The 13,509-nt window shown below is 39.1% G+C and carries 12 protein-coding genes; 1 reads left to right on the top strand and 11 read right to left on the bottom strand.

What is annotated here, in order from left to right:
* Positions 1–4 precede the first annotated feature (4 nt).
* Positions 5–772, bottom strand: coding sequence for an alpha/beta hydrolase (locus ACTSEZ_RS09265; RefSeq protein WP_369733885.1), 768 nt, complete (start codon positions 770–772; stop codon positions 5–7).
* Complete coding sequence (locus ACTSEZ_RS09270; protein ID WP_369733888.1) at positions 753–2,405, bottom strand: M20/M25/M40 family metallo-hydrolase; 1,653 nt, start codon at positions 2,403–2,405, stop codon at positions 753–755. Before ACTSEZ_RS09270 ends, ACTSEZ_RS09265 begins: the two co-directional genes overlap by 20 nt.
* A gap of 562 nt (positions 2,406–2,967) precedes the next feature.
* Here ACTSEZ_RS09270 and namA point away from each other — a divergent pair.
* Positions 2,968–3,984 carry an NADPH dehydrogenase NamA gene (gene namA, locus ACTSEZ_RS09275; protein WP_369733890.1) on the top strand — a complete coding sequence of 339 codons (1,017 nt, stop codon included), beginning with the start codon at positions 2,968–2,970 and terminating at the stop codon, positions 3,982–3,984.
* 363 nt (positions 3,985–4,347) lie between these two features.
* Here the strand turns inward: namA and ACTSEZ_RS09280 are convergent, their stop codons facing one another.
* The 9 genes from ACTSEZ_RS09280 to ACTSEZ_RS09320 all read right to left on the bottom strand — a co-directional run bounded on the left by ACTSEZ_RS09280 (position 4,348) and on the right by ACTSEZ_RS09320 (position 13,509).
* Positions 4,348–4,827 (bottom strand): hypothetical protein, encoded by a 480-nt coding sequence (locus tag ACTSEZ_RS09280; protein ID WP_369733891.1) that lies wholly within the window; start codon positions 4,825–4,827, stop codon positions 4,348–4,350.
* Between the two features lie 39 nt (positions 4,828–4,866).
* Positions 4,867–5,298, bottom strand: coding sequence for a GNAT family N-acetyltransferase (locus tag ACTSEZ_RS09285; RefSeq protein ID WP_369733893.1), 432 nt, complete (start codon positions 5,296–5,298; stop codon positions 4,867–4,869).
* A 56-nt stretch (positions 5,299–5,354) separates the two neighbouring features.
* Positions 5,355–5,888, bottom strand: coding sequence for a ClbS/DfsB family four-helix bundle protein (locus ACTSEZ_RS09290; protein ID WP_369733895.1), 534 nt, complete (start codon positions 5,886–5,888; stop codon positions 5,355–5,357).
* 20 nt (positions 5,889–5,908) lie between these two features.
* A complete protein-coding gene (locus ACTSEZ_RS09295) occupies positions 5,909–6,295 on the bottom strand; it encodes a hypothetical protein (protein ID WP_369733897.1) in 387 nt (128 codons plus the stop codon).
* Between the two features lie 202 nt (positions 6,296–6,497).
* Entirely contained in the window at positions 6,498–6,953 is a 456-nt protein-coding gene (locus ACTSEZ_RS09300; protein WP_369733899.1) for a DUF5063 domain-containing protein, read from the bottom strand.
* Positions 6,954–7,879: 926 nt separating this feature from the next.
* Positions 7,880–9,709 (bottom strand): P-loop ATPase, Sll1717 family, encoded by a 1,830-nt coding sequence (locus tag ACTSEZ_RS09305; RefSeq protein WP_369733900.1) that lies wholly within the window; start codon positions 9,707–9,709, stop codon positions 7,880–7,882.
* A 473-nt stretch (positions 9,710–10,182) separates the two neighbouring features.
* The gene (locus tag ACTSEZ_RS09310; RefSeq protein WP_369733901.1) at positions 10,183–11,037 is read right to left on the bottom strand and encodes a GNAT family N-acetyltransferase; all 855 of its coding nucleotides are present in this window, start codon (positions 11,035–11,037) and stop codon (positions 10,183–10,185) included.
* Between the two features lie 36 nt (positions 11,038–11,073).
* On the bottom strand, positions 11,074–12,198 hold the full coding sequence (dnaN, locus tag ACTSEZ_RS09315; RefSeq protein ID WP_369733902.1) for a DNA polymerase III subunit beta: 1,125 nt from the start codon (positions 12,196–12,198) through the stop codon (positions 11,074–11,076).
* 171 nt (positions 12,199–12,369) lie between these two features.
* The gene (locus tag ACTSEZ_RS09320) at positions 12,370–13,509 is read right to left on the bottom strand and encodes a hypothetical protein (protein ID WP_369733904.1); all 1,140 of its coding nucleotides are present in this window, start codon (positions 13,507–13,509) and stop codon (positions 12,370–12,372) included.

Below are 13,509 nucleotides of genomic sequence, written 5' to 3' on the forward strand. Positions count from 1 at the left end.
ACCTTCACCTGTCATTTCTATATTGGCAAAGCCACTCAACTGCAAGCTTCTCCACTTCATCAAGATGCTCCATAAAACTGTGCGAAGCTCCATCAATCACCTCAAGTTTTGAACCTTGGGGCAGCCACTTCATCCCTTTCCTCGAAGTCTCTGCAAGCATTCTTTCTTCTTCGTCCGCATTCCCGTGTATAATCAGAACCGAACAGGCAACGGCCGACAGCAGCTCCTCCTGATTCCCCTGCTCAAAATCAAGCAGCATCTGCTGATCGATGATGATTTTTTTCCGAGGACCGGACGTAAGATGCTCAGTGATCACTCCTGTTTCATGCAGTTCTCTCATTTGCTCAGCTGTGAAATGGTCATTCCAGTTGTAAGTGTTCGGACCTGTTGACGCACCTGTCAGAATCATCGTGTTCACTTCTTTTGAATAACACATCAGGCAGATTCTGCTGCCAAGGCTGTGACCGTAAAGGACAATTGATTGAAAGCCGCGTTGTTCGGCATACTTCATCACCGACTGAAGATCATCCTTCTCTTTTGCCATTGTCAGCGTATCGTCATCACTCTCGCCGCAGCCGCTGAAATCAAAGGCAAGCACGTTCCATCCGAGTGACTGGAAAACAGCTGCAAACCGGTCGAACCGGCCACGCGATGACTTGTCCGACGTAAACCCGTGGCACATGATGACAAGTCTGCGAGAATCGGCTTCATATAAATGGCCGATGAGGGTAAGTCCCCTGGAATTTTTCAGTTCAAGCCTGATGTAATTCATCACTCTCTGCCTTTTTAAAAATTTGTTTCAATGTATAGTTCAGAAGCTCAGGGCACGTTTCAAAGGAATACGGCAAATGAAGGCGCTCTGTCCACTTATGCGGGTCCTTTCCGTAAGGGCCGACGTTTAAAACAGGTATATTCAGCGCCTTTATTTCATCGAGAGGAAGCTTGTAATGATCCCCGTAGATCGGCATATTGGCCGTCAGCTCGCGGATCGACTCCTCACTGTCCCGCAGCTGAAGAAAGCTCAGATCCGACAGGCCGGCAAAGTATTCCTGATTCACAAGAGAGATTCCGAATTTACTGCCGGCATAGCTCTGCACATCCGACAGGACCTCCTGGATAAACGCGTCCTCTTTTGATGAAACAGACGGATAAAAAGGCGGACTGTAAAACACAACAATCAAGGGAGCAAGCTCCTTGCACAATCCAGACAGACCGGAAACAATCTTGTTCGTAAAATGGCGATGATCAAGATCACCGCGGTTGGCTTTCAAGTAACCTATGTGCCTGTTGACTTCCTCTTCGCCGACCTTTTGAATAGCGTAGGCAAGCAGTTCATCATATGACATAACCGTTACCCGGTAGGATGCAGGCGTATAGCCGACAGACTTACTGTAATGCCTGGCTTTTTCATCATAAAACTTCTCCACCCTGCGCGCTGCGGCAGAGGCGGTATTCATCAGCATCCCGTGCAATTCAAGCATGCTGCGTTTCATCGTCAAAATGTTGAACAGCGAAACGGCCTCATGCGGAATCTGCACCGAATACTCCTCTTTGAGGTCTTTTTGCATAAGATTCATCGGCGGCGGCGTCACTTCTCCCCCGACTCTTTCCGAGTAGTTTTCATTCAGTTCAAGCAGCCTGTTCAGTTCGGAAATAAGCAAATTCGCATTCAGTCCCGAAAAAGGCTCCCCGACATGGGTTTCCACCCCGCTGCAGTAGAACCCGGCCAGCACTTTTCCAATCGATCCGCTGTACACATAATAGTTCTCATCATTCGGATACCTTGAAAACATCGGCTCTGAATTGACGCAGGCCGTGTAGGAAAGACCGTGTTTTTGTTTCAGCTTTTGAAGAACGGGCACAGCCCCGAGCATCCCTGCTGAATTCACTTCTTCATCAGGAACCGTCAGCAGGAGCAGATTTCCGTCAAACTCCCCGTTCATCGCCTGCTCAAGTATGCCGAGCTGAACCGTCAGTCCGGCCTTCATATCCATCGTTCCCCGGCCAAACAGCCAGTCGCCTGTTTCAATATCCTCTTTTACAGGAGCAGGCAGGAGATTCACTGCGTTGGTCAGCTCTTTCGTCAATTCGTGAGGACGGAAGGCCAGATGCTCAAGATGGCCGTAATCCTTCACATCCACAACATCGAAATGGCTCATCAGGATGACCGTATCTTCCGTTTCCTTCTTGCTTTTAACAAAAGCCGTCAAAAAATAGCGGCCGTCTTCAAGCGGATGCAGTTTCACATGATCCGGATGTTCTTTGAAATAAGGAAAATCATTCAGCACATAATAAAGATGCTGGGCAAGAGCGATCTCATCCTTTGATCCCGTGATGCTCGCAAGATTCACTAGTCCTGTTAAAAGCTCTGTCAGCTGCTGTTTCGATTGCCATTTTGCTGTCATGATGAGACCTCCTAAAATAGATGCTGACTCTATTCTAAAGAATTTTCGCAATTTTTAAAAGAGGGTCATTTTGGTTATGGGGAATGGATTTTGAGGAGTGGATTTGCACTTTTGGTATCCTATATTTTTTGAGCTTCTAATTATAGGGTAGCATTTTGTCTTTTTGGTACCTTATATTTCCGGTGCTCACGATTATATGGCAGCATTTTCACTTTTTGTTACCCCATATTTTCGGCGCTCGCGATTACGGGATAGCATTTTCACTTTTTGTTACACCGTATTTACGGTGCTCACGATTATGGGATAGCATTTTTCCTTTTTGCTATCCCATATTTCAGGTGCCCCTTATTATAGGGCAGCATTTTTCCTTTTTGGTACCCTGTATTTCCAGTGCTCATGATTATAGGGATGCATTGTTCTTTTTTGGTAACCTATATCTTCAGCGCTCCTGATAATAGGGATGCATTCACTCAATGCTCCATCGTCAGGCAACTTACATGAAGTCTTACCTCAAAGCTGATATACTTTTTTTATGAAATTTCACTCAGGGAGGCAATAAAACATGAAGAATCACTTATTTACACCATACACTGTAAAAAACGTCACACTTAAAAACCGGATTGTCATGTCTCCGATGTGCATGTACTCGTCACACCGCGAAGGCGGAATGGTCGAGGATTTTCATATGACCCATTATATTAGCCGCGCCATTGGCGGTACGGGGCTGATCATGATTGAAGCTACATCCGTTACGCCTCAGGGCAGAATTTCACCGCAGGATCTAGGCATCTGGAGCGATGACCATATCGAAGGTTTGAAAAAATTAGTTGACGGCATGAAAGAAAATGGCGCCAAAACGGCCATTCAGCTTGCACATGCAGGAAGAAAAGCGGTGCTTGAAGGCGAGATTGTTTCAGCATCTGCCCTTGCATTCAATGAAAAAAGCAAAACACCTGTCGAGATGACAACAGAAAAAATTAAAGAAACCGTTCAAGCTTTTAAAGACGGAGCAATCCGTGCGAAAAAAGCTGGATTTGATATCATCGAGCTTCACGGCGCACACGGATACTTAATCAACCAGTTTCTCTCGCCGCTTTCCAACAAGCGGACAGACGAATACGGCGGCAGCAAAGAAAACCGCTACCGCTTCCTGAAAGAAATCATCGATGCTGTTAACGAAGTCTGGGACGGACCGCTGTTCGTAAGGGTATCTGCAACAGATTACAATCCAGAAGGACTGAACGTTGAAGATTACGTGGATTACTGCTCATGGATGAAAGAACAGGGGGTCGATCTGATTGATGTCAGCTCTGGTGCCCTTGTTCCGGCAGACATCAAAGTCTTCCCGGGCTACCAGGTGAAATTTGCCGAGCGCATCCGCGAAGGAGCCGGCATCGATACCGGTGCTGTCGGCCTGATCACAACCGGAACACAGGCTGAAGAAATCCTCGGAAACGGCCGCGCAGATCTTATCTTCATTGCACGCGCCCTGCTTCGCGACCCATACTGGCCGCGGACTGCAGCTGCTGAACTTGGCGTAGAGATTGAAGCGCCTAAGCAGTATGCTCGCGGGTGGTAAACCTTTGTGTTATGAATTAAAAAATGTATAAGCACGCAATTCGGCACCGCTTTTGGCGGTGTTTTTTTGCATGTGAAAAAACTCATATCGCTTTGAAATGAGTTGATGGGATAGATAAACAATGAGCAGCTATAATTTACAATCGATTGATTTTATTTAGATCGGAGCCTTTTTTTATCAGCATGTTCACACTAAATAGAATTGTTGTATACCCAACAAAATTTATCAGCATATTTACTGTTAAACCCAGATCATCAATATTAATACTGGCCATAAGCACTCCGATAAGCATCAAAATAATGTGACGATTGTTTTCAACTATCTTCCCCACTTTCGCCTTTATGTGCTTAAAGGAATGGACTTTTATTGATTACAACTATTCATATCCTCCAACAACACCTGCAAAGTTTGTTCTACATCCTTCTCCATTTCGTCTTTAGAAAGACCATACAAACTTCCTTTACCTTTAAAATACCCGCCAAAGTAGTACCATAATTCAATTGTACCTGCACAAATATCATCATCAATTTTAGGACCACTGTGATCTATTGCTATGAGAGAGCGGTACTCTTTTTCAAAGCAATTCTCTGAAGTTAAGTGATCCATTTCATCACCATCGATATCCCTGCATACCCAAATTTTCAAATTTGGTATGCCCCGCTCTGCAAATTCTCCGGAGTATTCCTTTTGAAGAAAGGAACTCAATTTTTCGGCTTCTCTTTCTATATTGGCTATTCGTTTTTTCAGTTCTTCGTTAAATTCACTTTCTGGTACAGATATATATTTTTCATTGAGTAGAGGTTTACTCCGACTTTTAAAGAGTCTTCTGAGTCTATCAAACAACGCGCCATCTCCAGTTTTGTTTTGACATAATTGAATTGATTACCTTCCGCTTGTTTTTCTTTTAAAATAAATCACTTCCGGATCCCCATCATCCAAATTTTCCACAATGCCGCTTTCAATGAACCCATTTGAAAGGAAGACTTTATGCATATCTGCATTCGATTGATTCGTTGAAGAAAAAACCTTCTCTGTTGCGGATGACTTTACCATCTCATCCATGAGCAAACTTGCAAATCCCCTTCGCCTCTTGGACGGGGCCACAATAACAAGGGAGATAAACGCACACTCAAAAAAGCTGGTATCATGAATGAGGAACCCCGCAATCTCCTCTTCTTCTTTTGCAAGAAGGCACTGCCCATTCTCGATAGCACGTTTGATCGTTCCCCGCCTGCTTGCGTTGCCAATTACTTCCCGGTCTATGGCTACTAACTTATCTAAGTCTGCGATGTCTGCAGCAAGAATTCTTTTCATGTTTCTGCTCCTTTAAAAGTTTAATTATCTCCTATAACGTCGGAACCCATGAACAATCACTTTACAGACCTATCCATTTCCCGTTCTTGAATACCATTTGCAATCACTTCGCATTTTTTCATTGCCCAAATGTAATGACTGGACGTGTTTGCTTCAAAATAGCTGTAAAGATTACTTGTTTTTGTCCACTTATAGTATTTTTTTGTCATGATTTCTTCATTTGTATGTAAGTTGATTAAGTCCATTACTCTCCCATGGCTTAACCTTACTTTCTTAACGGCTTGATTAAGCGTTACATCCTGATACCCTTCCCAGATCTTCATGTTGAGCAGTTTTATACTGCTCCACTTATAACCCGGTGCCGGCATAAACGGATGATCTCCATCCATACCTTCCCGGTACCATCTCTCAAGCATGGCATGCCATTCATAAAGGTGCATCAATACATCGCGAAAATTTTTGTCTCGCTCTTGAGTATCAATAGAAATCGTTCTTTTTCTGCTAGGAACAGATTCGATGATTTCAAGCAATGAACTAAAATACGTGTCGCTATTTAACAATAGAATCTCTTTTGCACTTATCGAAGTCATACTAATCTCCTTATTTCCTTTTAATATCTATGTAATTCTATAGAGTTACATGTTATTGAAATAGATGGTGTATCAAATTCGTACGTGTATAATTCAATAATGTAATCTTTATCTTGTTCTCTAAAGTTAAATTTCACTATCGTAAACCAACTATAAAAATTTGTTTGATTAGGTTCAATATGATCAAATAAGTTTCTAGCCAAATTTAAATTTAAAGTAGTACAGTTTTGAAAAATTAATTTTAAATCTTTAGTTTTCATTTCATTTTCTGGAAGGTAAAAGTTATAATCAATTGTTATTGAATAATCTAATAAACTATTCTCCCATCTCATATCAGTTATAATACTGTCAGTAAAATCATATTCTTCTAAAATTTCATTGATTTTGTTTGTTAACATTTTTATCAAAACACCTCTAACCCCTTGAAGGAAACTACCCATTCTTATCAAAAAGTATTCATTACCAACGTGCTGAACCTTGATATATGCCTTATCTTCACCTGATGTTGCATGTATTTGGAACTATCATTCCAGTCTGTGCATCTTCGAATTCACCAAGTTCAGTAGTTTCAGTGCCTGGTACCTCTGTATGAGTTTTGCTGTTGACCACTTATCGTTCTGTCCCTACTGCCCCATGCAGCGCACGCATAGCCTGCAATGCATGCTGACCCCAATGAGATTCAAAGGTGAATTTCCAATGCCATGTTGCTTCCGGCCTCTTATCGTTTTGAAACAGCAGAATACCTTCCTTTACATCTCTGTAAATATCTTGAAGATCATCATTTAAACTGCATGCTACAGGTTCATCATCTGTGTATGGATCAAACAAGGCCCAATAATTGACCTTAGCTCCAAGTTCGATATCCGGCAAAACAAACTCAAACACAGCAATTTCCCCATCACTAAGGTCTTCTTCTGGAAGAGTCAAAGCTGCTGCATACAATGATGAAATGGTTCTAAGTAGACTGATAACCTTATCTGACTCATATGATAATGCGAAATTTTCTATCAGATGACAGTATTCTGATGCTGTGTTTAAAAATGCTTCCGCTTCTTTTACATACATCATCCTTCCCTCCGCTTCCGAAAATCCCATTGAAGAACCTAGTTCAAATTCCAATAAACGGTTTGTCCAGGCTCAATCAGGAAATAGGCGAAAATAGTGAAAATGATTATTAATGAAGAGACAATAATCATCCCCAACCCGGCTGCATACAACCAAGCCGGCTTTTTGATTAGGCGGATTCCGCAAAATAAACTGATGAAACCAAACATTAAACAAGTGACAGCAGCTACTGCTTGAGGAAATAGATAAGTAAAGAATTGAAAAAAAGTATGATAAATAGTAGCTAGAGTGTACAACCAATCCACATAAATGAATTCAATTTTACTCTTTTTTGGAACATCAAGTTATCCCCCTGTTCTTCATTTAAACTGACCAATTCGCATTGCTTCTATAACAAAAGTGGTCTTCTAGGAAACCGCTGCATTCATTTATAATTTTCAAGTTCATTTTCAATCCTTAAGCACCACATCTATACTTACAGCTGCCGTATCGTTTCCTAAAGAAAAAATAGACACGTAATGCAGTTCTTTTTCATACCTGTCAGCCACTTCTCAATAAAATCATCTAAGTTGATTGCTTTTTACGATGCCCACTATTTTTCGGCACTAACTTCTGCAAATTCAAACCGTTCTAACCTTTTTACAAGGCTCTCAAGGTACCGCCACCAAAAATACGTGGCGCAACATCGAATGATAGTTCATTCACGACTGTAATTCTATTTCTTTCATTATTTATAAATAATACGTTTACATGGTGTTCCATTATTCTAATTCAGAGAACAATAAAACTCCCCCCAGTTAGCCCTTTTCCCTGTAAAACAGTGCTATATACAAATAGACGCGTTACTTGATAAGCGCGCCCAATTGCTGAAGATAATAAAACTAAATCGCAAAACAAACTATACTAGGAGATTAAACCCTTACTCCTTATGATTGAATCTTTTTTAATGACCATTTAGACTTTCTCTCATCGTACTCAGTAATTACTGTTCGTAGCTCCTCACCTTTAGTCACAAAATCATTTATATCATGAATATAGGTGTCCGTAACTTTGCTAATATGAATATATGCAGGATACAACTTACCATAGTAATCTATAACTCCATCAACAAATGATTTTGATATTCCTTTAACTTCAAAAGAAACTACGTCACCTATTTGTGGTTTTTCCAAACGTTTCATGCTGTAATCATGCCTCTTACCAACAGATAAAGCACTCTGAAGAGCTTGATGTATCATGATTCTCCATTCATCTGAGATTATCAGCCTGTCATCCCCCTTATGTTGCCATCTATACATTTGGGATGCTGGGAAGTAATTACCTATAAAGCCTAGTCTATACAAGTCATTTACAACAGCATTGAAATTAGTATCCATAATGCTGTTACCAAAGAATTTACTCACCCTTGTTCTTAACTGATCGACAGAAAAAATAGATTTGAATCCAGTAAATACATTAATTATGTCTTCTATTTGTTCAGAAGTATACAAAGCTCTCATTTCTTCCCTGATTTCAATCAAACTATCTATAGAATATTGTTTATGTAAACTAGAAAAAACCGCTTGTGAAAAAGAGCTACTGTCACTATTAATACTGTTTTGGGCAGATATAATAAACCTTACAATATCTCGTGGTTTATTCCAGCTATTATTTAAAACATAATTTGAGGGCTCAATATCATGAATGGTTTCTGGAAACCATTGCGCAATAATTTCTTTATCACTTCTATATTTCTCGTCATCTTCGGACTCACTTATTGCAATTCTTCTTAATAAAATCTGCATTATTGGATGATTGAATGAATTAGTATTATTATAGTTCCATCTTAAAGGTATCTCAAAACCAGAGGTAACTTTATTTAATTCTTTAGTTACAATAAATCTAGAAATTGCATTTACAATTTCAGATCTAATAGAACATATTATCTTAATATTGCTTATATTAGATGAAGAAAATATTGAATTAAACCTCTTAATAGTAAAAATTAAATCTCTAATCAAATATAAATCTCTTTTGAAAACTTCTTGGTCTCCATAATATGCTTCAAGTTCGTCAACAAAGATATGATAAGGAATATCTGTTTTTGTTACTTTAGATAATGCATTCTCTGCATCATCAACCAATTTAACAAAACTTGAATAATTATTATCCACGGAATTTTTACTGAGATCTACTTCCATCTCAGGCCCAATTGACGCCCCTGTTAGATCTGTAAAAGGGAGTGCTAATTTAACTCTATTAGGAATTACACTTTTTTTAATATTTACTGGTCCTTTGATTTTAGACACAATTTTTATGAAACTTGACCACTGTTCGTTTTCTACAAACAATCCACCATTAAATTCTTCATTATCTGCTACTATTCTTTTAAAAAATAACCATCTCCATATATATTCAAATTCTGAATTATTTAGCAATGTATCTTTATCAATTGTAATTGATGATAGTCCTCTTTTTGAAAATTTATCAAACTCTTCCTTTTTAAGTTCGGCAAACTCTTCTTTAAAGAAGACAAATGATGAACAAGCACTACTATCTCTTTCTCTAATTAAGTTATCTAGGTAGAATAGCAGAGCTGTTTTACCAGTTCCTTTGTATCCCGAAATAAAGCAATGATTACCAGTTAATAATGATTCTAAATCGCTGTTCCGAGGTACTATAAAAGTTTTTATAAATCCAGATAACCCTTCAAAGTTTATCTCGTCTTTAGCATCGGGTTTTCCTGAGTAAATATCTTTTACTGTTATTTTATTCATAATGAATTATGTCCTTTCTTTTTTCTTATTACTTTTAAATCTCGGCAATTAATTAAAATTGTAAGTGTTGATTTTTATTTATAGTCATATTCTTTTCTGATGGGTATATTGTTACTCTACATCTTTTCGTTATCCATACATGCTCCCCATTACAAGACTTTAATTCACTGTATACTCATTTAACTCTATAAAAATATTCCTTTTACATAAAAAAATTTGGTCAAGTTTTATTCTAAATTAAAAGCTTACTCAACAATCATGCCCTTCAAAGGAATAACTGATATTTCCATTTTATCATAATTGTCCAATTAAATTTCATAAATGAAAAAACACAAAGTTTTAGCTGTTGAATGGTTTGTAAATTACTTTGCGATAACCTGTTTTGCACCTCTGAACTGAACCCGTTAGTGGTTGGTCTCCTTCTTAAGCGAGATTTCTTCTATTAATATATTGTCAATTTCAATGAACTTTATCTATCCAAACACCTGAGCCGCAATTCCAAATAGTGTTTGATTTCTTGCAGGCATAGCCATTGATCGAATCACCATGATTGGCGGATTGCTTACCCTTCTAAATCCCCTCTGCATTAGTAACTGCATAAACTCTTTATTCCCTTCCGGTACATCCATTCTCAGTTTTCCATGATGCAGTGAAGCCAATCTGTCTGTCAGCAGGGCAGCTATTTGACTATCCGGTGCTACAATGGGTCCCAAGATCACGTTTTCAGGCCCTGAAACAGCAGCTCCATAACCAATAACATCCCCTTTTAAATTTTTCGCAACAATACATTTCGCAGCTTGTCTGAGTCGATGCCGGAGGAATACGCTTCTCCCTGCTCCGAATGCACGCTCATCAATCTTAACGACTTGATTCAAGTCTATTTCTTTAAAATCTTCCAGGATAACATCACCGAAGGTTAACTCTGCCGGTGCAAGATAGTTTTCACAAAAAAATTTATGTACACTGCTGACAGGTGTAAACCCCATCTTTTCGTAGAGATTTCTTCCCTCTGGTGTAGAAATCAACATGACTGAACAGGTTTCAGGAACAGAATCAATACACTTTTGAGTAGCCTCTTTCCCCAATCCCATCCCTCTGTGCATTTCATCTACGATGACCATTCCTATAGAAGCTGCACCAGGAATAATGGCAGCACTTGAAACAATCTTGCCTTTGCTGTTCTTATGTCCGAAAATGGTACCAGATGAAATGACAGTGCCAATCTCCCTTTCATCATAGTCCCAGCCGACTGATTGGGATAAATCAATTAGATCAGGTATGTCTTGTTGCTCAAATTGCACTAGATGTAAGAGTGTCTCATCAATCATAAATGTCAGTCTCTCCTGAATGATAATAAATACTGTTTACCAAGAACGCACTGGTGAAAGAAGATAAAGATAAGAAGAATGAACAGGTTCAATCTTGACCGGTCTCATTGCTCCGTCAAAACTCAGTCTGATTTCTTTTTCATCTATTACCTTTAAAGCTTCTATCAAAAAACGTCCATCCAGTGCAATCTGCAGGTTTGCCTCACCGGTCATTTTCTTAACCGATTGAGTTTCTTCTATTCTTCCTATTTCTGACGAGTCAGAAGAAATGTTTATTCTTTTACCGTCCTTCATTTCGAAATGAATCATGTTCTTTTTCCCCTCACTTGAAAAAAGACAAGCTCGATCCACACCCAATAATAACTGTGCTGTATCCAATGTAATGACCGTTTTCGAGTCTTTAGGCAATAAACTAGGGATATTTGGAAAATGACCTTCAATCAATCTTGAAAACATAGAGATAGTTGGTAATTTAAACTTTATACAGCTGTCAGTAATAAAAATCTTGGTATCACCCTTATCATGCTGAATCAGTTTGGCTAGCTCCGTGAGGCTCTTACTTGGCACATTGAACGACCCGTCTATAGCTGATCTGATCGACAGCTCTGTTAATGCTAAACGATGGGAATCCGTCGCTGCACACGAGAAGCGATTTTCGTTAAATGTCATATTGACAGCTGTGAGAACAGGTCTATTCTCACTCTTGGAGACAGCAAAAGCTGTTTGTTTAATGACTTCAATTAATTTGCTGCTTGGAATAACCGCGCACTTTTCTTCGTCGACTAAAGGAGTTTTTGGATATTCTTCACTATTTAATCCGTTCAGGCGAGTGACAATTTCACCGGATCTAATAGTAGCAGTTTGTTTGTTAACTTTTATATGTATCTTACCTGGAAGTTTTCTAACAAGATTACTTAAATACTTTGCTGAGATAACAGCACTACCCTGTTCAAAAACTTGCAGCACTTGCTTTCCATCAATCACCCTTGGAATCATTTTCTCTATAAATAGATCTGAATTACTCCCTATAAGTACCAAGCTGTGATCAGTGGCCATTATCTTTATTCCCGACAGAATCGGAAAAGATGTTTTTACAGAAACAGCTTTACTCACATCTAAAATTGCTTTGTAAAGACATTCATTCTCAATCGTAAACTCCATAAATAGGGCCCACCTCAAATTAATCTTGTATAAACGTATTCGACAAAATGTTTTATATTTCCTGTTATTCACTTACTAGACCGAAATTTTCATACAAAAAAACGATTACCATTTACAGTAACCGTCCTTTCTACTATACATCCATAAGATATGTGCCTCTAAATCAAACACTTACACTATATCCCTCTTCATCTCTCTCTTCCATATAGCCAACATGAAGACAATCACCGCTCCAAAAAACAGTACATACCCTAACGGCACCAACCAAATCGGCTGCCTAAGACTCACTATGTCACCAATCAAAAACCTTGTCACTACAGCTATCATCACAAAAACAGTCACGATTTGCACGCCGATAAGTCCGATTGTGTGAGACACAATCGTTGCAAGTGTCATGGTTAAAATACCGAGCAGTAAAGAAACTAAAAATATGGCGAGCACTGACAATATGATATACTGCCAAAACGTGAGGTCATACCATGAGTATAGATTATTCATTGCATATAAGGGCAAGTCAAAATGTGACGATGTTTGATTTGCAGCGTAAATGGACAAGTAAACACCCAGTAAAAGCGTTGTGAGCACTACCGAACTTGCTATTCCGGCCAGCCACTTCGTTTTGTAGATCCTTCTCCCTTTTTTCGAACTGTATTGAAGCAGTTCCACAGCTGTCAGTTTATCTCTCAAAAAAATAGGAGAAAGCAAGATTGCTATGCTAATGAAAAGGATAATCGCCATATTCTTTTTTACGTTTATAAAGTTATCTAATACTGTACTCGTATAGAATGAATACTTTTCATCACGCATGATCTCTTCAATATGCTTCTTCAGAGCACCAGTTGTTCCCTCTTTTTTTAATTCCAAAGAGGCAGTCCGGTATTTGTAAAGCTCATCTATGGTGTATTCCATAGCCTGCAGCTCCCAAAAGAGGTCTTCATTCCGTTCAAAGAAGACTAAATCGTGATAGTCCATTTGTTTTTGATTGTTGTCATCTGCATTTTCAAAAGCTTCAAAAGACGTAAGCCCTGTGGCTTTCGCTTTTGGGTCATTCTGCAAGTATGTATCAGCGTCCTCCACTTTCTTTTCGTATTGCTTAACAAAGTCTGCAAATTCCCGCTCATTCACATCTGGTCCATACTTTGGAATGATCTGCTGCTCTAAGGTGAAATGGTCTAGTGCAGGGCGTCCATTCGGAAAATACTGAATATGAAATTCAAAGAGCAGAAAATACAAAACTGCATTTGCAAATAGAAGGAGAGTGATGATTTTCCAGGAAAAGATTTTTTTCATTTCCATCCAGAATAAGTGCAT

Origin of the sequence: Metabacillus mesotrionivorans (genome assembly GCF_052171315.1) — a bacterium.
In the GTDB taxonomy this organism is placed as follows: Bacteria; Bacillota; Bacilli; order Bacillales; family Bacillaceae; genus Bacillus_P.

Coding starts and splice junctions, on each gene's coding strand:
- namA (WP_369733890.1), top strand. CDS start 2,968: ATGAAGAATCACTTATTTACACCATACACTGTAAAAAACGTCACACTT.
- ACTSEZ_RS09290 (WP_369733895.1), bottom strand. CDS start 5,888: ATGACTTCGATAAGTGCAAAAGAGATTCTATTGTTAAATAGCGACACG.
- dnaN (WP_369733902.1), bottom strand. CDS start 12,198: ATGGAGTTTACGATTGAGAATGAATGTCTTTACAAAGCAATTTTAGAT.
- ACTSEZ_RS09270 (WP_369733888.1), bottom strand. CDS start 2,405: ATGACAGCAAAATGGCAATCGAAACAGCAGCTGACAGAGCTTTTAACA.
- ACTSEZ_RS09305 (WP_369733900.1), bottom strand. CDS start 9,709: ATGAATAAAATAACAGTAAAAGATATTTACTCAGGAAAACCCGATGCT.
- ACTSEZ_RS09300 (WP_369733899.1), bottom strand. CDS start 6,953: ATGTATGTAAAAGAAGCGGAAGCATTTTTAAACACAGCATCAGAATAC.
- ACTSEZ_RS09320 (WP_369733904.1), bottom strand. CDS start 13,509: ATGCACTTATTCTGGATGGAAATGAAAAAAATCTTTTCCTGGAAAATC.
- ACTSEZ_RS09310 (WP_369733901.1), bottom strand. CDS start 11,037: ATGATTGATGAGACACTCTTACATCTAGTGCAATTTGAGCAACAAGAC.
- ACTSEZ_RS09285 (WP_369733893.1), bottom strand. CDS start 5,298: ATGAAAAGAATTCTTGCTGCAGACATCGCAGACTTAGATAAGTTAGTA.
- ACTSEZ_RS09265 (WP_369733885.1), bottom strand. CDS start 772: ATGAATTACATCAGGCTTGAACTGAAAAATTCCAGGGGACTTACCCTC.